Source organism: Rhodococcus sp. MurmanLake-1 (assembly GCF_056945715.1).
In genome coordinates this window covers 160925-180554 of the sequence record NZ_JBWZNF010000004.1, presented here as the reverse complement: position 1 = coordinate 180554, position 19630 = coordinate 160925, and the positions used below count along the sequence as shown (strand labels likewise).

The 19630-nt window shown below is 63.5% G+C and carries 19 protein-coding genes; 9 read left to right on the top strand and 10 right to left on the bottom strand.

From position 1 onward, the window contains the following. Positions 1 to 433 precede the first annotated feature (433 nt). From AC2ETI_RS13670 to AC2ETI_RS13640, 7 genes are all read left to right on the top strand, one after another. Positions 434 to 2164: a nitrite/sulfite reductase gene (locus tag AC2ETI_RS13670; protein ID WP_020908197.1), complete on the top strand. Its 1731-nt coding sequence runs from the start codon at positions 434 to 436 to the stop codon at positions 2162 to 2164. Continuing rightward, the gene (locus AC2ETI_RS13665) at positions 2161 to 2904 is read left to right on the top strand and encodes a phosphoadenylyl-sulfate reductase (protein ID WP_020908198.1); all 744 of its coding nucleotides are present in this window, start codon (positions 2161 to 2163) and stop codon (positions 2902 to 2904) included. Before AC2ETI_RS13670 ends, AC2ETI_RS13665 begins: the two co-directional genes overlap by 4 nt. Continuing rightward, positions 2901 to 3836, top strand: a complete 936-nt coding sequence (cysD, locus tag AC2ETI_RS13660; protein WP_020908199.1) for a sulfate adenylyltransferase subunit CysD — start codon at positions 2901 to 2903, stop codon at positions 3834 to 3836. Before AC2ETI_RS13665 ends, cysD begins: the two co-directional genes overlap by 4 nt. Continuing rightward, complete coding sequence (locus tag AC2ETI_RS13655) at positions 3836 to 5122, top strand: sulfate adenylyltransferase subunit 1 (protein ID WP_020969973.1); 1287 nt, start codon at positions 3836 to 3838, stop codon at positions 5120 to 5122. Before cysD ends, AC2ETI_RS13655 begins: the two co-directional genes overlap by 1 nt. A gap of 4 nt (positions 5123 to 5126) precedes the next feature. Continuing rightward, a complete protein-coding gene (locus AC2ETI_RS13650; protein WP_020969974.1) occupies positions 5127 to 5882 on the top strand; it encodes a sirohydrochlorin chelatase in 756 nt (251 codons plus the stop codon). A gap of 94 nt (positions 5883 to 5976) precedes the next feature. Beyond that, positions 5977 to 6753, top strand: a complete 777-nt coding sequence (locus AC2ETI_RS13645; protein ID WP_020908202.1) for a DUF998 domain-containing protein — start codon at positions 5977 to 5979, stop codon at positions 6751 to 6753. 55 nt (positions 6754 to 6808) lie between these two features. Then, positions 6809 to 7705 carry a universal stress protein gene (locus AC2ETI_RS13640; protein ID WP_019749037.1) on the top strand — a complete coding sequence of 299 codons (897 nt, stop codon included), beginning with the start codon at positions 6809 to 6811 and terminating at the stop codon, positions 7703 to 7705. Between the two features lie 125 nt (positions 7706 to 7830). On the opposite strand, the gene AC2ETI_RS13635 is transcribed toward AC2ETI_RS13640, so the two are convergent. From AC2ETI_RS13635 to AC2ETI_RS13610, 6 genes are all read right to left on the bottom strand, one after another. Continuing rightward, entirely contained in the window at positions 7831 to 8880 is a 1050-nt protein-coding gene (locus AC2ETI_RS13635; RefSeq protein WP_020908203.1) for a sulfate/molybdate ABC transporter ATP-binding protein, read from the bottom strand. Continuing rightward, entirely contained in the window at positions 8877 to 9683 is an 807-nt protein-coding gene (cysW, locus tag AC2ETI_RS13630) for a sulfate ABC transporter permease subunit CysW (protein ID WP_003944503.1), read from the bottom strand. The genes AC2ETI_RS13635 and cysW overlap by 4 nt, the downstream gene beginning before the upstream one ends. Next, positions 9680 to 10528 carry a sulfate ABC transporter permease subunit CysT gene (cysT, locus tag AC2ETI_RS13625; protein ID WP_003944556.1) on the bottom strand — a complete coding sequence of 283 codons (849 nt, stop codon included), beginning with the start codon at positions 10526 to 10528 and terminating at the stop codon, positions 9680 to 9682. The genes cysW and cysT overlap by 4 nt, the downstream gene beginning before the upstream one ends. Before the next feature lie 7 nt (positions 10529 to 10535). Beyond that, positions 10536 to 11567 (bottom strand): sulfate ABC transporter substrate-binding protein, encoded by a 1032-nt coding sequence (locus tag AC2ETI_RS13620; protein ID WP_003944569.1) that lies wholly within the window; start codon positions 11565 to 11567, stop codon positions 10536 to 10538. A 196-nt stretch (positions 11568 to 11763) separates the two neighbouring features. Beyond that, a complete protein-coding gene (locus tag AC2ETI_RS13615; RefSeq protein WP_309599318.1) occupies positions 11764 to 11853 on the bottom strand; it encodes an Ms4533A family Cys-rich leader peptide in 90 nt (29 codons plus the stop codon). A gap of 123 nt (positions 11854 to 11976) precedes the next feature. Then, positions 11977 to 12183: a hypothetical protein gene (locus AC2ETI_RS13610; RefSeq protein ID WP_003944489.1), complete on the bottom strand. Its 207-nt coding sequence runs from the start codon at positions 12181 to 12183 to the stop codon at positions 11977 to 11979. Between the two features lie 82 nt (positions 12184 to 12265). Between AC2ETI_RS13610 and AC2ETI_RS13605 the strand changes: the two genes are divergently transcribed. Further along, on the top strand, positions 12266 to 14224 hold the full coding sequence (locus tag AC2ETI_RS13605) for a glycoside hydrolase family 15 protein (protein WP_003944557.1): 1959 nt from the start codon (positions 12266 to 12268) through the stop codon (positions 14222 to 14224). 57 nt (positions 14225 to 14281) lie between these two features. Here AC2ETI_RS13605 and AC2ETI_RS13600 read toward each other — a convergent pair whose 3' ends face one another. From AC2ETI_RS13600 to lepA, 3 genes are all read right to left on the bottom strand, one after another. Further along, the gene (locus AC2ETI_RS13600) at positions 14282 to 15262 is read right to left on the bottom strand and encodes an ABC transporter substrate-binding protein (RefSeq protein ID WP_257207966.1); all 981 of its coding nucleotides are present in this window, start codon (positions 15260 to 15262) and stop codon (positions 14282 to 14284) included. A gap of 80 nt (positions 15263 to 15342) precedes the next feature. Continuing rightward, on the bottom strand, positions 15343 to 16272 hold the full coding sequence (locus AC2ETI_RS13595; protein WP_020908208.1) for an NAD(P)H-dependent flavin oxidoreductase: 930 nt from the start codon (positions 16270 to 16272) through the stop codon (positions 15343 to 15345). Positions 16273 to 16278: 6 nt separating this feature from the next. Continuing rightward, positions 16279 to 18171 carry a translation elongation factor 4 gene (gene lepA, locus AC2ETI_RS13590; RefSeq protein WP_003944564.1) on the bottom strand — a complete coding sequence of 631 codons (1893 nt, stop codon included), beginning with the start codon at positions 18169 to 18171 and terminating at the stop codon, positions 16279 to 16281. Between the two features lie 72 nt (positions 18172 to 18243). Between lepA and AC2ETI_RS13585 the strand changes: the two genes are divergently transcribed. After that, on the top strand, positions 18244 to 18777 hold the full coding sequence (locus AC2ETI_RS13585) for a type II toxin-antitoxin system PemK/MazF family toxin (RefSeq protein ID WP_041815038.1): 534 nt from the start codon (positions 18244 to 18246) through the stop codon (positions 18775 to 18777). A gap of 30 nt (positions 18778 to 18807) precedes the next feature. Here AC2ETI_RS13585 and AC2ETI_RS13580 read toward each other — a convergent pair whose 3' ends face one another. Continuing rightward, a complete protein-coding gene (locus AC2ETI_RS13580) occupies positions 18808 to 19581 on the bottom strand; it encodes an aquaporin (RefSeq protein WP_019749045.1) in 774 nt (257 codons plus the stop codon). Positions 19582 to 19630: the final 49 nt, after the last annotated feature.

Genomic DNA, 19630 nt, shown 5'->3' with positions numbered 1-19630 from the left:
CTCGATATTTCCCCCGTTTTTCGTGGAAATATGCGCCCGAGTCGGAATTATCGAGTTGACGTGGCACAATGGTCCGCATGACCGGACTCGGAGTGCGACTTGTGGCGCGTCGCCATGTCGACTTCAAGCGTGTGTGCAGCTCGTCGTGTCTGCACCTGTGTAGCTGTTGATCTTTCACTGATCTTCCAGCCTTTCCCGCTCATCTCCATCTGCTTCACCGAAACAACTCTCTGCAGAGACACGTCGTTTCAGAGATACAGCTTCTCCAGCTGTTCGTTTTCGTGAGCACACCTGCCGGCCGCGAGCTTTCCGAGACCGAGGACAGCCCCCTCGATTTCCGACACGGACCGGTGCGTCCCGATCAGACACCGCCACAGTTCGTCGATAGTGCGTGCCGCGTGCCGATCAACCGCCCAGATCCAGGAGTTCATCGATGACGTCGACCACCGACGCCGCCACACCCGCCGATTCGGCAGCACCTGCCGAAGCCCGGCCCGCACGCGCTGCGCGTCCCGCCAAGCGTCGCGCCGAAGGTCAGTGGGCCCTCGGTTACCGCGAGCCGCTCAACGCCAACGAGCAGGCCAAGAAGGACGACAACCCGCTCAACGTTCGGGCCCGCATCGAGAACATCTACTCCAAGCAGGGATTCGACAGCATCGACAAGGGCGACCTTCGCGGCCGCTTCCGCTGGTGGGGTCTCTACACCCAGCGCGAAGAAGGCTACGACGGCACCTTCACCGGCGACGAGAACATCGACCTGCTCGAGGCCAAGTACTTCATGATGCGCGTGCGTTGCGACGCCGGCGCTCTCAACGTCGAGCAGCTGCGCACCATCGCCGGCATCTCGAAGGAATTCGGCCGGAACACCGCCGACCTGTCCGACCGCGAAAACGTCCAGTTCCACTGGATCGAGGTCGAGAACGTTCCGGAGATCTGGAAGCGCCTCGAAGCCGTCGGACTCAAGACCACCGAAGCGTGCGGTGACTGCCCCCGCGTCGTCCTCGGTTCTCCCCTGGCCGGCGAATCGCTCGACGAGGTCCTCGATCCCACCCCGGCGATCGACGAGATCGTGCGCCGCTACATCGGCGACCCCAAGTACTCCAACCTGCCGCGCAAGTTCAAGACCGCCATCTCCGGTCAGCAGGACGTCGTTCACGAGATCAACGACATCGCCTTCATCGGCGTGAACCACCCCGAGCACGGCCCGGGCCTCGACCTCTGGGTCGGCGGCGGACTGTCCACCAACCCGATGCTGGCGCAGCGCGTCGGCGCCTGGATTCCGCTCGACGAGGTCCCCGATGTCTGGGAGGGTGTCGTCTCGATCTTCCGTGACTACGGCTACCGCCGTCTGCGCGCGAAGGCAAGGCTCAAGTTCCTCATCAAGGACTGGGGCATCGAAAAGTTCCGCGAGGTTCTCGAGACGGAGTACCTCGAGCGCCCGCTCATCGACGGCCCCGCGCCGGAGAAGCCCAAGCGCCCGATCGACCACGTCGGCATCCAGAAGACCCGCAACGGCCACAACGCAGTCGGCTTCGCTCCGATCGCCGGCCGCGTCTCGGGAGACATCCTGGCTCAGGTCGCCGACGCCGCGGAGAAAGCCGGCAGCGACCGGATCCGCTTCACGCCGTACCAGAAGCTGATCATCCTCGACGTCGCCGACGAGACCCTCGAGCCGCTCATCGCCGATCTCGACGCGCTGGGCCTTCCCGCCCGACCGTCGCACTGGCGCAAGAACCTGATGGCCTGCTCCGGCATCGAGTTCTGCAAGCTCTCGTTCGCCGAGACACGCAAGCGTTCGCAGGTGCTCGTGCCCGAACTCGAACAGCGTCTCGCCGACATCAACAGCCAGCTCGACGTGCCGATCACCATCAACATCAACGGTTGCCCCAACTCCTGCGCTCGCTCGCAGATCGCCGACATCGGCTTCAAGGGCCAGCTCGTCGACGACGGTGAGGGGAATCAAGTCGAGGGTTTCCAGGTTCACCTGGGAGGCAGCCTCGGATTCGACAGCGCCTTCGGACGCAAGCTGCGCCAGCACAAGGTCACCAGCGTCGAGATGGGTGACTACATCGACCGCGTCGTACGTCAGTTCGTCAAGAACCGCAACGAAGGTGAACGGTTCGCCGAATGGGCAGTGCGCGCAGACGAAGGAGATTTGCGATGACAGTGGACATTTCGCGAGCAACCGCCGACGAGCTTCGGTCCATCGCCGAGCGCGGTGCCGTAGAACTCGACGGAGCCAGCGCACAGGAACTGTTGCAGTGGACCGAGGACACGTTCGGTGACGGGGCGAGCGCAGCGACGGGGGATCGTAACGGTTACATTGTTGCGTCGAACATGCAGGATGGTGTGTTGGTTCACCTTGCCGCACAGGTGCATCCGGGCGTCGACGTACTCTTCCTCGACACCGGCTACCACTTCCCCGAGACCATCGGCACACGTGACGCGGTCGAGCAGGTCTACGGCGTCAACGTCATCAATGCACGCGCGCTGGCAAGCGTCGCCGAGCAGGATGTCGCCGAGGGCAAGGATCTGTTCGCCCGTGATCCCAACCGCTGCTGCGCATTGCGCAAGGTCGCACCCCTCAAGCAGACACTGTCCGGCTACAGCGCGTGGGTGACCGGCATCCGCCGCGTCGAAGCGCCCACCCGCGCCAACGCTCCCCTGATCTCCTTCGACGAGGCCTTCGGCCTCGTGAAGATCAACCCGATCGCTCCGTGGTCGGACGAGGAGATGCAGAACTACATCGACACCAATTCCATCCTCGTCAATCCTCTTGTCGACGAGGGCTATCCGTCCATCGGCTGCGCACCCTGCACCAGCAAGCCAGCCCCCGGCAGCGATCCGCGTAGCGGTCGTTGGGCCGGTGCCTCCAAGACAGAATGCGGGTTGCACGCATCATGACAGTTGACTTGACACTTTCACGTCCTCAGCTCGACGGCACACAGTTCGATACTCTCGACGCCCTCGAGTCCGAAGCGATCCACATCTTCCGAGAGGTAGCCGGCGAGTTCGAACGCCCGGTCATTCTCTTCTCGGGAGGTAAGGACTCCACCGTGCTGCTGCATCTGGCGATCAAGGCCTTCTGGCCTGCGCCGCTGCCGTTCACCCTGCTGCACGTCGACACCGGCCACAACCTGCAGGAAGTTCTCGACTTCCGCGATCACGTCGTCGCCAAGTACAACCTGCGCCTGCACGTGGCCAGCGTCGAGGAGTACATCGCGGACGGTCGCCTCACCGAGCGCCCCGACGGTATCCGCAACCCGCTGCAGACCGTTCCGTTGCTGGACGCGATCTCCGAGAACCGCTTCGACGCCGTCTTCGGTGGCGCTCGCCGCGACGAGGAGCGCGCCCGCGCCAAGGAGCGGATCTTCTCGCTGCGCAACGCTTTCGGCCAGTGGGATCCCAAGAAGCAGCGCCCGGAACTGTGGAACCTCTACAACGGTCGCCACTCCCCCGGCGAGCAGGTGCGCGTCTTCCCGCTCAGCAACTTCACCGAGCTGGACATCTGGCGTTACATCGCCCGCGACAACGTCGAACTCGCCAGCATCTACTACGCCCACCAGCGTCCGGTGTACCAGCGCGACGGCATGTGGATGACCCCCGGAGTCTGGGGTGGTCCGGCTGACGGCGAAGAGCTGCAGACCCTTTCGGTGCGTTACCGCACCGTCGGCGACGGTTCGACCACCGGTGCTGTTCTCTCCGATGCGGCTGACAACGAAGCGATTCTCGCCGAGGTTGCGGCATCACGTTTGACCGAGCGCGGCGCGACCCGTGGCGACGACCGAGTTTCCGAAGCGGCCATGGAAGACCGCAAGCGAGAGGGCTACTTCTGATGAGCGATCTGCTCAGACTGGCAACTGCCGGCAGCGTCGACGACGGAAAGTCCACCCTCGTGGGCCGCCTGTTGTACGACACGAAATCCGTTCTCGCCGACCAGATCGACGCCGTGACCCGTGCGTCGGTGGACCGCGGTCTCGACACCCCTGACCTGTCGCTCCTGGTGGACGGACTGCGCGCCGAGCGTGAGCAGGGCATCACCATCGACGTGGCGTACCGCTACTTCGCGACCCCCAAGCGCACCTTCGTGCTTGCCGATACACCGGGCCACGTGCAGTACACCCGCAACACGGTCTCCGGCGCCTCGACGGCTCAGCTCGTGATCCTGCTGGTCGATGCCCGCAAGGGCGTCATCGCGCAGACTCGTAGGCACGCAGCGGTTCTCGCGTTGCTCGGTGTCCCGAAGCTCGTTCTCGCCGTGAACAAGATCGACCTCGTCGAGAACCCCGAAGAGGTCTTCACCTCGATCTCCGCCGAGTTCAACGAACTCACCAGCTCACTGGGCTGGGCAAGCGAAGACGTCGTCGAGATCCCGGTATCGGCACTGCACGGTGACAACGTCGCCATCCGCTCCGACAAGACCCCGTACTACACCGGCCCCACGCTGATCGAGCACCTCGAGTCGATTCCCGTCGACGCCGAGCCGCATCGCGTCGGCCTGCGTTTCCCGGTGCAGTACGTGATCCGTCCGCGTACCGCCGAGTTCCTCGACTACCGCGGATACGCCGGCCAGGTTGCCGCCGGTTCCGTCGTACCCGGCGACGAAGTGGTGATCCTGCCCTCGGGTACGCGCACCACCGTCACTCGTATCGACACGGCCGACGGCGAACTCGACGTCGCCCACGCGGGGCGCAGCGTCACGCTGATCCTGGCCGACGACGTCGACGTCTCTCGCGGCGACACCATCGCCTCGCCGTCTGACGCACCCGAGCCGATCGGCGAATTCGACGCCACCGTCTGCTGGTTGGCCGAGAAGTCGCTGCGCCCCGGCGCACGTCTGCTGCTCAAGCACGGCACGCGCACGACGCAGGCCATCGTCGGCAGCTTGGTGGAGCGCTTCAACGAGCAGGATCTCACCACGGATCAGGGCCCGGATACTCTCGAGCTCAACGAGATCGGCAAGATCTCGATCCGCGTGGCCGAGCCGATCGTGGCCGACGACTACGCAGTGAACCGCCACACCGGCAGCTTCCTGTTGATCGATCCCGCTGGTGGAAACACTCTCGCAGCCGGCTTGGTCGGCGACGTCATTTCCGCTGTCGAATTGGGCGAGCGCGTCTAAGAAGATGGTTCCGCTCATTGCTGTTGCGCACGGCAGCCGTGATCCCCGTTCTGCTCGGGTGATCGCGGCTGCCGTGGCGGCTCTTCGTGAAGCCCGGCCAGACCTCGATGTCCGGCTGGCGTTTCTCGATCTCAATGCACCGTCCATCGATCAGGTCCTGGACGGAGTTGCACACGACGGCCACACTCACGCCGTTGTTGTTCCGATGCTGCTGGGCAACGCCTTCCACGCTCGGGTAGATCTGCCCGGGCTCTTGGCCGCTGCCGCGACACGCCACCCCCAACTGACCGTGTTCCAAGCAGACGTACTAGGTCGCGATGCTCGGCTTATCGAGGCAGTGCGCGAGCGAATCCTCGAAGCGGGCGCCCGGCCGGACGATCCGTCGGTCGGTGTCGCTCTTGCGGCGGTCGGCTCGTCCGACGCGCGTGCCAACGCCGCGACCGCAGAACTGGCGTCCACTCTCCTGAGCGGAACCAACTGGTCGGGCGTTCGAATCTGTTTCGCGACATCCGCGGAACCAACAGTTGCCCAGGCGATCTCCGCTCTCGAGCAGAACGGCGCCGAACGCGTTGTCGTCGCACCCTGGTTCTTGGCTCCCGGCCTACTGACCGACCGGCTCAGCGCTGCAGCAGCAACGGTATGTCCGCGCGCGCGTTTCGCCGAAACGATCGGTGGGCACTCTCTACTGATCGAAACGATGATCGACCGTTACCGACAAGTCGCTGATGCACTACCCGACCGTCTGGTCCGCTCCGCCTGATCCGGTTTCACAGGCCGTTATCAGATTGTTACCGTAGTGTTGGATCTGTCCAGCCTGCGAAGGTTCATCCTTCGCCTGCGAAACAGATCTTTGGGTGCAATCCCCTCAGAGCGCCGCGAGAGGGAACACCATCACTCACAATCTTCGCCTCGGCACAGCCGGCACCGCCTGGGTCCTGTCGGTGCTCTACCTGCTTGTCGAGATCTTCACGGCCGGAGCCTGGAAGACGCCGTACAGCTTCGCGCGTGACTCCATCAGTTCGCTGGGCGTGACGACATGCAGCGTGGATTCGTGTTCGCCGATGCACGACGTGATGAACGCGGCCTTCATGATCCTCGGTGCGCTCACCATCCTCGGTGCGGCCTTGCTGCACAAGTACATTCCGGACGGTCGTGCGAAAAAGTGGATTCTCGGCCTTGCCGTCGTCGTTGCACTGAGCACCGCGGCTACCGGCCTCTTCCCGGCCAACGACGGGACCTTCGTTCACTGGACCGCAGTACTTCCCGGCTTCGTCGCCCGTCATGCCGTTCTCGTACTCATGGCAATTCAATTCTGGAAGCACAGCAAATGGATCGCAGTATGGTCGGGACTGTGCGCGGCCACCGGAATCGTCGGCGCCGTACTGCTTCTCGGACGAACACTCACTTTCGGCTTGGGTGAACGCTTGACGCTGTACCCGCTGCCGATGTGGATGGCAGTCACCGGCGTCGCAGCCCTGCTCGCGTTGATGCGCCGAACCGTGTTGAAGAACGTGGAATTGACACTGCCCGGTAACGGATTCATCACCGCTCTGTTGTCGTTGCGCCCGCGTCGAACTCGCGCAGCAGTGCCTACCGACGTTCTCGCACCGCGGGAGCTGACGAGTTTGTAGCGAACCCGGGGTGACCAGGGACACACTGGTAGGGAGGCGACGCGAGGAGACTTCCATGACCAGTGCATCTGTTCGACACGGAATCGTGGCCGGCATCGACGGCTCGGCAAGCGCGGTCAACGCCGCGAGGTGGGCAGCATCGGCTGCAAAGAGATTCGACGAACCATTGCGACTGACCCACGTTCTGCCGGGACAACCCGAGTCAGGTGGCGGTACCAACGTCACCGACGAAGAGATGTTCGACCACCACCTTCGCGTCGAGGGTGCAAAGTTACTCGACGAGGCCGAGGACGCCATTCGCGACGATCACACCGACGTCACCGTCGAACGCGGCCTCGTGACCGGCACTCCCGCAACCACACTCGTCGAACTTTCGAAATCCGCTCGCATCGTTGCACTCGGCCAGGCCGGTACCAGCGAAATGCAATCGGTGTTTCTCGGTTCCGACACCATTCGAGTGGTCAACCGGGCGCACTGCCCCGTGGCGGTGTTCCGCGGTACCGGCGAGCACGCGGTCGCCGACACCAGGCCCATCGTCGTCGGCGTCGACGGGAGCAAGCTCAGCGAACTCGCCGTCGCGCATGCTTTCGAGTTTGCCGCGTTCCTCGGCGCGCCCTTGGTTGCGGTTCACACCTGGAACGAGCACGCCTCGCTCGGCGGGTACTCCGAAGCCAGGCGCTTCGTCGACTGGGGACCGTACGAACAGCATGAGCACGCTCTGCTGTCCGAGTGCCTCGCCGGCTGGACGGAGAAGTACCCCGATGTCGAAGTCACCCGGAGTGTCCAGCGCAGCGGACCGATGAAGGCACTGCTCGAGCACTCGGCGGAAGCGCAACTCGTAGTCGTCGGTAGCCACGGCCGCAGCCCGTTCATGGCGTCGATAGTCGGATCGACCAGTCAGAGCCTCATCCACCACGCCCAATGCCCGGTCCTCGTCTGCCGAGAGGGCTGAACTCGTCTCGCTGTTGCCCGACCCCCACCTCTGAGCGAACGGCACTTTCGGCGCTATCAGGAGGCCGAAAGTGCCGTTCGCTCAAACAGGAGTGGGGGTGAAACAGGTCAAACAGGGCTAGCGGGTCATACCTGGCCGACGACGCTCACCGTCACCGGTTCCTGCTCCGGCGTCACCACCGGAGTCTCCGGCAGATCCGGCACCCGGGTAGCCCGGGCGTAGACCGTCTCCCCCGCCTCGAGGTGCAGAGCTGCACTGTCACCGCGGGTGACCTGAGCCGAGAACAACTCACCGGTTGCCTCGTTGCGCAGGTCGACTCGAACCTCGAAGCCGAGATACACGACGCGCTCGACGGTTGCGCGTGTGACGCCGAGGGACTCGGCCGTTCCGGACTCCTGAGCGAGAGCCATGCTCGGATCGCGGCCGAGACGGATGTCATGCGGACGGACCAACTGCCCGTTGAGCTTCGCGACGGATCCGAGGAAGGACATCACGAAGTCGTTGGACGGGCGGTCGTACAGGTCGGCAGGTTCACCGATCTGCTCGATCCGCCCCTTGTTCAGCACCGCGATGCGGTCGGCGACGTCGAGAGCCTCTTCCTGGTCGTGTGTGACCAGGACGGTGGTGACGTGCACCTCGTCATGCAGGCGACGCAACCACGTGCGCAGGTCGGCACGGACCTTCGCGTCGAGGGCGCCGAAGGGCTCGTCGAGCAGGAGCACCTGCGGATCCACCGCCAGAGCGCGCGCCAACGCCATGCGCTGACGTTGACCGCCGGACAGCTGCGCGGGGTACCGATGCTGAAAGCCGTCGAGGCCGACGATCTCGAGAAGTTCGTTGACCTTCTTCTCGATCTCCGGCTTCGGGCGCTTGCGGATCTTGAGCCCGAACGCCACGTTGTCTCGCACCGTCATGTGCTTGAACGCTGCGTAGTGCTGGAACACGAAACCGATGTCACGCTTCTGCGGCGAGACGCCGGTGACGTCCTTGCCTGCGATGGTGATGGTTCCCGAATCGAGCTCTTCGAGCCCTGCGATCGAACGCAGCAACGTCGACTTTCCCGAGCCGCTTGGCCCGAGCAATGCCGTCAACGAACCCGAGGGAATGTTGACCGTCACGTCGTCGAGCGCCGCGAAGTCACCGTAGTTCTTGCGGGCCCCGGTCACTGTGATCATGTGGTGCTCCTCTTACGGTCCAGCAGCGTCATCAGCAACAGGACAATGATGGCGATGCCCATCAGCAGCGTTGCCGCCGAATACGCACCAAAAGTGTTGTGGTCGTCGATGTATCGCGAATGCACCAGCAATGTCAGTGTCTGGGATACCCCCGGGAAGCCGGAAGAGACCATGATGACTGCGCCGAATTCACCGAGCGAACGCGCCACCGTCAACACGATTCCGTACGTCAAGCCCCAACGGATCGCGGGCAAGGTGATCCGCCAGAACGTCTGCCAGCCCGAGGCACCGAGCGTCGCGGCTGCTTGTTCCTGCTCGTCGCCGATCTCGTGAAGTACGGGTTCGACTTCCCGGACGACGAAGGGCAGCGTCACGAAAATCGTCGCGATCACCATGCCTGGCAAGCCGAAGATGACCTTGAACCCCAACGATTCGATGCCGCCGAACCAACCGTTGGCACCCCACAGAAGAATCAACGACACACCGACGACGACGGGCGAGACTGCGAAGGGCAGGTCGACCACCGACTGCAGTACGCCCCGCCCCGGGAAACGCCCACGCACGAGTGCCAGAGCCGTGACAACACCGAACACCACGTTGATCGGGACCACGATCGCCACGATGATCAGCGAAAGATTCAGCGCGGAGATCGCTGCCGGTGTCGTGATCGATTCGAGGAACGGGCCGATTCCGTTCTCGAACGTTCGCGTCAGGATCACACCGATCGGCACGACCAACAACACGAACAGGTAGACGAGAGCGATGGTCCGCAGACCGATCTTCGATCCTCTGGACACGTTCATCGGGAACTCTCCTCACGTCGCTGTCCCCGCGAGGCGAAGATTCGCAGGACGAACAGCGTCACGAATGCGATGGCCAGCAACGCTACCGAGACGGCAGCGGCGTTGGTCGGACGATCGATCTCTATCTGCTGCTGAATGTACTGCGACGTCATCTGTGTCACGCGTGGGATGTTGCCGCCGATCAGAACGACCGAGCCGTATTCACCGATCGCTCGGGCGAATGCGAGCCCCGCGCCGGAGATGACGGCAGGCGCCAGCGTCGGAAGAACGACGGAACGAAAGATCGTCCAGTTGGAAGCCCCCAACGATGCAGCGGCTTCCTCGACTTCGCGGTCGACCTCCATCAGCACCGGCTGCACCGAGCGAACCACGAACGGCAAGGTCACGAAGGCCAATGCCACGATCAGTCCGGGCTGGGTTGCATTGAGGTGGATGTCGATCGGTGACTGCGGGCCGTAAAGAGACAGCAGCACGATCGACGCCACGATGGTCGGTAGTGCGAACGGCAGATCGATCATCGAGTTGACGATGCGCTTGCCCGGGAAGTCGTCCCGGACCAGCACCCACGCGATGATCGTGCCCATCACGACGTTGATCAATGCCACGATCACCGAGACCAACAACGTCACGCGCAACGACGCCAAGGCGACGGGTGCGGTGATGGCGTCCCAGAATCCGGAGATCCCCTCGTCGAACGCGGTGGCGGTCAACGCGGCGAGCGGAAGCAGAACGATCACGGAGAGCCACAGGGTGGCCACTCCGATTCCGAGCGGCCCCACACTCCCCGTGACCCGCGCGAGTTTTCGCCGACGAGCCACGGGGGTGGGGTCAATAGTGTCAGTCACGTCAGTCTTACTTGGTCGCGTTGTCGTAGATCACTGCGATCGAACCGGTGTCCTTGGTGAACAGAGCACTGTCCACGGCCTTCCAGCCGCCGAGGTCTGCAATGGTCCACAGCTTGGTCGGCTCGGGGAACTTGTCGGTGAACTTGGCAGCGACGGCGGGATCAACGGGACGGAATCCTGCTTCGGCCCAGAGCGTCTGACCCTCGGTCGTGTACAGGTAGTCCTTGAACGCGGTCGCCTTGTCGAGGACCTTGCTGTTCGAGATCACGGCAACCGGGTTCTCGATCTTGAAGGTCGTGGGCGGGGTGACGTGCTCGACCGGGTCGCCGTTGCCTTCGATGAACAGTGCCTCGTTCTCGTAGCTGATCAGAACGTCACCGCTGCCCTGCAGGAAGGCTTCCGAAGCCTCGCGTCCCGACTTGGGCTGGATCTTGACGTGATCGTTGACCAAGGCGGTGACGTAGTCGAGACCCGCCTGCGGGTTCTTGCCACCGTCGCTCTTGGCGGCGTACGGCGCCAAGAGGTTCCACTTGGCCGAGCCGGAGCTGAACGGGTTCGGCGTGACGACCTCGAGGCCGGGCTGAAGCAGGTCGTCCCAGTCCTTGATGCCCTTCGGGTTCCCCGGACGCGTCACGATGGTGACTACCGATCCGAACGGAATTCCGTTGTAGGCGTCCTGGTTCCAGTTCTGATCTACCAGACCGGCATCGACCAGGCGGGTGATGTCGGGCTCGACGGAGAAGTTGACGAAGTCTGCCTCGGCGCCGTCCTTCACCTTGCGCGACTGGTCGCCCGAGGCGCCGTACGAAGGATTGAAGTTGACGTTCTTGCCCTCGTCTGTCGCCTGGAAGGCTGCGGTGAGCTTGTCGAAGCCGGGCTTCGGCACGGCGTAGGCGAACAGGTTGATCGTGCCGGCGCTACCGTCGCTGGCGGCGCTGTCACCACCCACGGTGTCGCTCGAGCCACCACTGCACGCTGTGAGTACCACGGCCCCCATGGTCGCGATAGCAGTGAGAAGTGTGCGGGAACGGCGTTTCATTGCAGATACCTTCCTGAAAGGACTGACAAACGAGGGTTGGTCAAACGACAAGTCCGAGACCTCTGGGGCTGATTCCATCGGGATGTTCAGACATGGAGAGCCGACGGGCAATGAGCCCTGAATCGGGGGCGCGAGTTACGCGCAGAGAAGTTCGAGTGGGGTGCGCAGCACCACCGGAGAGGTCGAACTCAGGAAATCAACAACAGGCGACGTCAGCGACGTCGAGCATGCCGACAGCAATCAACGCCAACTGGTGGCGGATTACGGGAGCTGTTGCTTCGGACACGCGGTGGACTTTAGCAGAGCACCGGCGCCCGCTCTAATCGGGAGAACTAACGGGTGAGAAGCCACGCGACGATCACGAGGAGAATCAGGGCTATCAGGGCGAGAGTGACCCGTGAGCGGGGCATCAGCTTTCCTCTACTTCTCGAGAATTCCTACGCAACCAGCCGAAGAGCGGCAGAGCGAGAACGGCGGCCAACGCGCGATCCAGACCGATGGCCACCAGGCGGCACAGCGGAACGACGACGATCAGGACCAACGCGACCTGCGGGATGAACGGGAGCCCCGCCATCCACAGCTCGAAGCTGTCCCACCAATCCGCTATCCGATCCACGCCAACACCCTATCCTTCGGACGATACGGTCCCGACAGCGTGTGGATTGGACGTGTGTCGATTCTGGCCGGATGATGGCCGAATGAGTGCTGACGACGAAGTGGTGCAGACGATTCCTCCCGCCTCCACGGGTCACCATCGAAGCAACTTTCCCCCTATCGACGACTACGCGTTTCTTTCCGATTGCGAAACCTCGTGCCTGATTGCCCGTAACGGATCTGTCGAGTGGATGTGCGTTCCCCGCCCGGACTCCCCCAGCGTGTTCGGTGCCATCCTCGACCGCAGCGCAGGCCATTTCCGCATCGGCCCGTACGGCCAGAACGTCCCGGCCGCCCGACGCTATCTGCCGGGTGGACTCATTCTCGAGACCACCTGGCAGACCGAGACCGGCTGGCTCGTCGTACGCGATGCCTTGGTCCTCGGTCCTTGGCACAACGTCGACAAGCGATCGAACACCCACAAGCGCACACCCACAGACTGGGATGCCGAACACACCCTTCTCCGTACGGTCAAATGCGTCAGCGGCACCGTTGAACTCGAGATGAGCTGCGAGCCCGCGTTCGACTATCACCGCGGCACGGCAAATTGGGAGTACACCGGAAAGGTCTACGAGGAAGCAACGGCAACGTGTCGCTCCGCCAAGCCCGGAGACCACCCAACTCTGCGCTTGACCACCGACCTACGACTGGGCCTGGAAGGTCGTGAGGCACGGGCCCGGACGCGACTGGTCGAAGGCGACAACGTGTACGTCGCGCTCTCGTGGTCGGATCTTCCCGCGCCGCAGACGTTCGACGAGGCCGCCGACAAGATGTGGCAGACGTCCAAGTCGTGGCGCGAGTGGGTGACGATCGGCAAGTTCCCCGATCACCCGTGGCGCGGATACCTGCAGCGCAGTGCGCTCACACTCAAGGGGCTCACCTACGCGCCGACCGGAGCCTTGCTCGCGGCGTCGACGACCTCGCTTCCGGAAACACCAGGCGGAGAACGTAACTGGGACTACCGCTACGCGTGGGTTCGCGATTCCACCTTCGCACTGTGGGGTCTCTACACGCTCGGGTTGGACCGTGAGGCCAACGACTTCTTCAACTTCATCTACGACGTGTCGAGTTCGGACAACGGTCAGCCGCATCCCTTGCAGGTGATGTACGGCATCGGCGGCGAGCGCACACTCGAGGAATCCGAACTCAACCATCTCTCCGGATACGACGGTGCCCGTCCGGTGCGCATCGGCAACGGCGCATTCGATCAACAGCAGCACGACATCTGGGGCACCATGCTCGACTCGGTGTACCTCCACATCCGCACCCGCGAGCGTGTCCCCGAAGCGCTGTGGCCGCTACTCAAGAAGCAGGTCGAGGAAGCGATCAAGCACTGGCGCCAACCCGACCGTGGGATCTGGGAAGTGCGCGGCGAACCACAGCACTTCACGTCGTCGAAGATCATGTGCTGGGTCGCACTCGATCGCGGCGCCAAGCTGGCGGAGATGCAGGGCGAGAAGAGCTTTGCGCAGCAATGGACGGCCATCGCGGACGAGATCAAGGCCGACATCCTCGCGCACGGCGTCGACTCGCGCGGAGTTCTGACACAACGGTACGGCCACGATTCACTCGACGCGTCGCTCTTGTTGGCACCGCTGCTGCGCTTCCTGCCGGCCGACGATCCGCGCATCCGGGCGACGGTGCTGGCGATCGCCGACGAGCTCACCGAGGAGGGGCTGGTCCTGCGCTATCGCGTCGACACCACCGACGACGGATTGAGCGGAGAGGAGGGCACGTTCACCATCTGTTCCTTCTGGCTCGTCTCCGCCCTCGTCGAGATCGGCGAACTGGATCGGGCAAAGCATCTCTGCGAGCGCCTGCTCGGGTTCGCGAGCCCGCTCAAGCTGTACGCCGAAGAGATCGACGCCCACACCGGTCGCCATCTGGGTAACTTCCCGCAGGCGTTCACACACCTGGCGCTGATCAACGCCGTGGTCCACGTGATCCGCGCCGAGGAAGCTGCCGAAGCCGGAGCTTTCCAGCCCGCGCACAACGCGACCTAGACCCCCTGCTGTGCGCCTTTATTAACCGCCCGCGGTTAATAAAGGCGCACAGCAGTGCTAGCCGGCTACCGCTTCGAGCTGCGGCGTTATCGATTCGAGCGAGTACTTCAGCGACAGCGACGACGGAGTGTTCAACCCGGCGACAGTCGGATAGTCGACGATGGCCAGACCGCCACTCTTGACTGCGGGTAGGTCAGCGAACCCCGGCAGCTTCATCATGTCTTCCAGCGTTCCGCCGTTCGGCAGTAACACCACGACGTCGGCGCTCAGAGCGTCGACCCGTTCCGGGCTGAGCATCAGCCGGCCACCGGTAACGCCCGCCTCTTCGACGAGCTTGGGCGGCAACGACATTCCCAGGCTAGTGAACAATCCCGATGCGCCGTCCTTGGGATCGGCGACGATCACCAACTGCGACGTCGGGAAGACGTACTGCGACAGAAGCGCCGTCTTGCCCTTCAGGCCTGGCAGTCGCTGTGCGAGCGCATCGATCTGCCCGTTTGTCGCCTCGACGATCGCGTCGGCGCGCGACTCCTTGTCGAGAACTCGACCGAGAATCTCGACCTGGTCCTGCCACGGATCGACCTGGACGTCGGACAGACCGGCAATTGTCGGCGCGATCTTGCTCAACTGGTCGAAATCGTCTTGATCGGCGACGGAGAACCCGCCGAGAATCAGATCGGGATCCAAGGCTGCAATTTCTTCTGCTTTGAGCGGGACACCGAACTGCTGGATCGCCGAGCGATCAAGTTCCTTCGCCGACGCGTCCACGCCGCTCTCCCACGGGAACAGGCCACGCTCGTCGCCCATCGGGCCGGCAGCCAGGTACCCCACCGGCTGGATTCCGAGTTCGAGCAGAGCGTCGAGCCACTGGGTGTCGGCCGCGACGATACGCGTCGGCGTCCCGGTGATCGTGGTGGCGCCGAACTTGTGGTCGATCGTGGTGACCCGACCGTCCGCGATCTCGTCGGCGTCCGAGGACGAACATCCACTGATACCTACGACCAGTGCTCCCAAGAGAGCCACCGCCGAGAACTTCATCGCACGCACGAAAATACTCCTCCACTAGTTAGTAGAGGCTTACCTTCTCATATGGGACCCGGCTGTGTCCGACCTTGCTTTCAGGCGAAACGAGAGAGCAGACGCTCCGCATCGGCGCCGATGCGTCGAACCACGTCGCCGGCCGGATGGGTTCCGTGCACGAGTCCGACAGCTTCTCCGGCGTAGACGACTCCGCTGTGCGGATCCGACGGGTCGTACGCCTGTGCCAGCGTTTCCTCGTCGGCGTCGACTCCGTGCCACGCGGCAGTGAACTCGTTGGCCACCGCGCGGCCACCCCACCGCTGCGGCCACGGTTGACTGCGCGCTCGGTCGAATACCGAGGTGTAAATCGTGTCCGCACTTCCGGCTTCGACGACGCGGTCGCGGGCATAGTCCGGCCCGACCGTCTCCGGGCTGGCGAGCAGCGCCGTTCCGATCATCACGCCTTCGCCGCCGGCTGCCAGGACGGCGGCCAAACCGCGTCCGGTTCCGATTCCGCCGGCTGCCAGCACCGGAAGTGACGTCGCTTCGAGGATCTCCTGCAGCAGCGGCAAGGTTCCGATTCGGCCCGTGTGACCGCCTGCCTCACCGCCTTGCGCGATCACAGCGTCGACACCTGCGGCCTCGACAATGCGAAGGTCCTCGAGCGTATTGATCTGTGACACAACGGGAATGCCCGCATCGTGGATTCGTCCGACATACGCGGCGGGATCACCGAACGACAAGGTGATCATGGTCGGCTCGACGGCAATCGCAGCGTCGAGCATCAACTCGTTCTCGGGCAGCGACCAGGTCATCAGGCCGACGCCGAACTTTCCGCCGATCGAGCGGGCCACTTCGGCTTCGGCCTCGATCCACTCCGGTGTGTTGTACCGGGCCGCACCGAGCAGACCCAACCCACCGGCCGCCGATACAGCTCCGGCGAGCGCGCCGCCCGCGCGACCACCCATGGGCGCCCCGAGAACCGGGATTTCGACTCCGAACTCTCGGGACAACCAGGTGGTGACCATGCGCTCCTACTTCTTGGGCTTCTCGCCGACCGATTCCGACGTCAGGGCCGCCACGAATGCTTCCTGCGGCACCTCGACGCGTCCGATGGTCTTCATGCGCTTCTTGCCTTCCTTCTGCTTCTCGAGCAGCTTGCGCTTACGGCTGATGTCGCCGCCGTAGCACTTGGCAAGAACGTCCTTGCGGATTGCGCGAATGTTTTCGCGCGAGATGATCTTCGCGCCGATCGCGGCCTGAATCGGAACCTCGAACTGCTGGCGCGGAATCAGCTCACGAAGCTTCGACGTCATGCGTCCGCCGTAAGCCCCGGCGTTGGAGCGGTGCACGATTGACGAGAACGCGTCGACGGCCTCACCCTGCAGAAGGATGTCGACCTTCACCAGGTCGGCCTGCTGCTCACCGGCCTCCTCGTAATCGAGGCTGGCGTATCCCTTGGTGCGGGACTTGAGGGCGTCGAAGAAGTCGAACATGATCTCGCCCATGGGCAGTTCGTAGCGCAGTTCGACGCGAGTCTCGGAGAGGTAGTCCATGCCGCCGAGCTCACCGCGTCGGGACTGGCACAGCTCCATGATGGCGCCGACGTACTCGCTCGGGGCGATGACGGTGCACTTGGCGACGGGCTCGTAGACCTCGCGAACTTTGCCTTCCGGCCAGTACGACGGGTTGGTGACGATGACCTCGGCCCCGTCCTCCATCACGACGCGGTAGACGACGTTGGGCGCAGTGGAAATCAGTTCGAGGCCGAACTCACGTTCGAGGCGGTCGCGGGTGATCTCCATGTGCAGCAGGCCGAGGAAGCCGCAGCGAAAGCCGAATCCGAGGGCAACCGACGTCTCCGGTTCGTACGCCAGGGCCGCGTCGTTGAGACGGAGCTTGTCGAGAGCGTCGCGCAGCACCGGGTAGTCCGAGCCGTCCATCGGGTAGAGACCGGAATAGACCATCGGCTTCGGATCGCGATAGCCGACCAGCGGTTCGGTCGCGCCGTTGCGGGTTGTGGTGACGGTGTCACCGACGCGCGACTGGCGGACGTCCTTCACACCCGTGATGAGGTAGCCCACCTCGCCGACGCCCAGACCGATACTGGCCTTCGGCTCGGGCGAGATGATGCCGACCTCGAGCAGTTCGTGTGTGGTGCCCGTGGACATCATCGTGATCTTCTCGCGGGGACGGATCCGACCGTCGACCACACGCACGTAGGTGACCACGCCGCGGTACGCGTCGTAAACGGAGTCGAAGATCATCGCGCGGGCGGGGCCGTCTGCATCGCCAACGGGTGCAGGTACCTGCTTGATCACCTCGTCGAGCAGTTCCTTGACGCCCATGCCGGTCTTGCCCGAGACGCGCAGGACATCGCCTGGCTCGCAGCCGGTGATGTGCGCAATCTCTTCGGCATAGCGGTCGGGATCCGCGGCCGGGAGGTCGATCTTGTTGAGGACGGGAATGATCTTGAGATCCTTCTCCATCGCCAGGTACAGATTGGCCAGCGTCTGAGCTTCGATGCCCTGAGCTGCGTCGACCAGCAGAATTGCACCCTCACATGCTTCGAGCGCGCGGGAGACCTCGTACGTGAAGTCGACGTGGCCGGGTGTGTCGATGAGGTGGAGGACGAACTCTTCGCCGTCGACGGTCCAGGGCAGACGAACGTTCTGGGCCTTGATGGTGATGCCGCGTTCACGCTCGATGTCCATGCGGTCCAGGTACTGCGCACGCATCGCCCGCTCTTCGACCACGCCGGTGAGCTGAAGCATGCGATCTGCCAGCGTCGACTTACCGTGGTCGATGTGCGCGATGATGCAGAAGTTCCGGATCTGCGCAGGATCCGTGAACGTCTTGTCGGCGAAGCTGCTGATGGGAGACCCCTTAGTCGGACCGGCACCGGCCCGGATCCGGGCCACTGTCAACCCTCAGGATATCCAAGTCTCGGCGCCGCCGTACCAGGGGTTCCCACGGGTGGGTGATTATGCTCGAACGCTATGGCAAGCATGTGGAAGCAGATCGGCAGAACCCTCGGCGCCCTCGCGGTGGAGAAGGGCCCTGCGTTGCTGCGCCAGTTGCAGTCGTCCACGTCTCAGTCGTCTGCCTCGAAGCCGGGTCCGTCCGGCCGGCCGATCGCCGCGCGGACGTCTCCGACCGCACATCGCGCCCGCAAGGTTGAGTACTCCCCCGACCTCGACGGCAAGGCCGATCCGGGCGAGATCGTCTGGACCTGGGTTGCCTACGAGGAGGATCCGACCCAGGGCAAAGACCGCCCGGTGCTGGTTGTCGGCCGTGACGGCAACACGCTGCTCGGTTTGATGCTGTCCTCGCAGAGCAAACGCGAAGGCGAGCGTGATTGGCTCGCAATCGGTTCGGGCCCGTGGGACGGCGAGGGCAGGCCCAGCTGGGTCCGGCTCGACCGGGTGCTCGACGTTCCCGAGAGCGGGATTCGGCGCGAGGGCGCCGTCATGGATCACAAGAAGTTCGACGTGGTCGCGGCAAAACTTCGGGCCGACTTCAGCTGGAGCTGAAGCCGACCCGAACGATGGAAACAGTATCGATCAGCTGTCCAGACGGTTGAACCGTCCGAAGAGCGCTCGATAGATGAGTGCACCGAGCGCACCGCCGATCAGCGGGAACACGATGAACAACCACACCTGACCTAGTGCACCGTCCTGGAACGGCGCGACAGCGAGGCTTCGAGCAGGGTTGACGGAGGTGTTGTCGATCGGGATCGAGATCAGGTGAATGACGGCCAGGGTGAAGCCGATGGACACCCCGGCGAGCGGCACGTCGGAGATCTGGTCGGTCGACGCGAGAACGACGAATACCAACAGTGCGGTCAGAAGGATCTCGATGATCATCGCGGCACCGATGCCGTAACCGTCGGAAACCACCTGTCCGAGAAGATTCTTCTCGGCCGACGGACTGTGTGCGCCCCAACCGTTTGCGCCGAGGCCGTCTGCGGCCCGGTTGTACGCCGGGAGACTGTTGGCCACCGTGTAGATCACGACACCGGCGACCAAGCCGCCGATCACTTGCGCGACAACGTAAATCGCCGCATTGACGGCCGAGATGCGCCCGATCACGAATTGGCCGAGAGTCACGGCTGGGTTGACGTGGCAACCGGAAATCGGTCCGATCGCATATACGAGGAACAGCAGGGTCAAGCCGAATGCGAAGGCAACTCCGAGATTGCCGACTTTCGCACCTGCGAAGACGGCAGTTCCGACCGCGGAGAACACGAGCACAAATGTCCCCACCGCTTCGGCCGCATACTTCTTCACATCCGAGATCGGTTCGATCTCAGTCAATTCCTGTGCAGTTGGAGACATATTCCCACCTTCTTCTCATCGAACGGTAGTAATGCTCACGCGCCTAGAT

Bases quoted from the DNA above. Each gene is read 5' to 3' on its own strand.
- AC2ETI_RS13665 (WP_020908198.1), top strand. From the start codon at position 2,161: ATGACAGTGGACATTTCGCGAGCAACCGCCGACGAGCTTCGGTCCATC.
- cysD (WP_020908199.1), top strand. From the start codon at position 2,901: ATGACAGTTGACTTGACACTTTCACGTCCTCAGCTCGACGGCACACAG.
- AC2ETI_RS13580 (WP_019749045.1), bottom strand. From the start codon at position 19,581: ATGTCTCCAACTGCACAGGAATTGACTGAGATCGAACCGATCTCGGAT.
- AC2ETI_RS13635 (WP_020908203.1), bottom strand. From the start codon at position 8,880: ATGATCACAGTGACCGGGGCCCGCAAGAACTACGGTGACTTCGCGGCG.
- AC2ETI_RS13600 (WP_257207966.1), bottom strand. From the start codon at position 15,262: ATGAAGTTCTCGGCGGTGGCTCTCTTGGGAGCACTGGTCGTAGGTATC.
- AC2ETI_RS13640 (WP_019749037.1), top strand. From the start codon at position 6,809: ATGACCAGTGCATCTGTTCGACACGGAATCGTGGCCGGCATCGACGGC.
- AC2ETI_RS13585 (WP_041815038.1), top strand. From the start codon at position 18,244: ATGGCAAGCATGTGGAAGCAGATCGGCAGAACCCTCGGCGCCCTCGCG.
- AC2ETI_RS13620 (WP_003944569.1), bottom strand. From the start codon at position 11,567: ATGAAACGCCGTTCCCGCACACTTCTCACTGCTATCGCGACCATGGGG.
- AC2ETI_RS13655 (WP_020969973.1), top strand. From the start codon at position 3,836: ATGAGCGATCTGCTCAGACTGGCAACTGCCGGCAGCGTCGACGACGGA.
- AC2ETI_RS13650 (WP_020969974.1), top strand. From the start codon at position 5,127: ATGGTTCCGCTCATTGCTGTTGCGCACGGCAGCCGTGATCCCCGTTCT.
- AC2ETI_RS13670 (WP_020908197.1), top strand. From the start codon at position 434: ATGACGTCGACCACCGACGCCGCCACACCCGCCGATTCGGCAGCACCT.
- AC2ETI_RS13595 (WP_020908208.1), bottom strand. From the start codon at position 16,272: ATGGTCACCACCTGGTTGTCCCGAGAGTTCGGAGTCGAAATCCCGGTT.
- cysW (WP_003944503.1), bottom strand. From the start codon at position 9,683: ATGAACGTGTCCAGAGGATCGAAGATCGGTCTGCGGACCATCGCTCTC.
- AC2ETI_RS13605 (WP_003944557.1), top strand. From the start codon at position 12,266: ATGAGTGCTGACGACGAAGTGGTGCAGACGATTCCTCCCGCCTCCACG.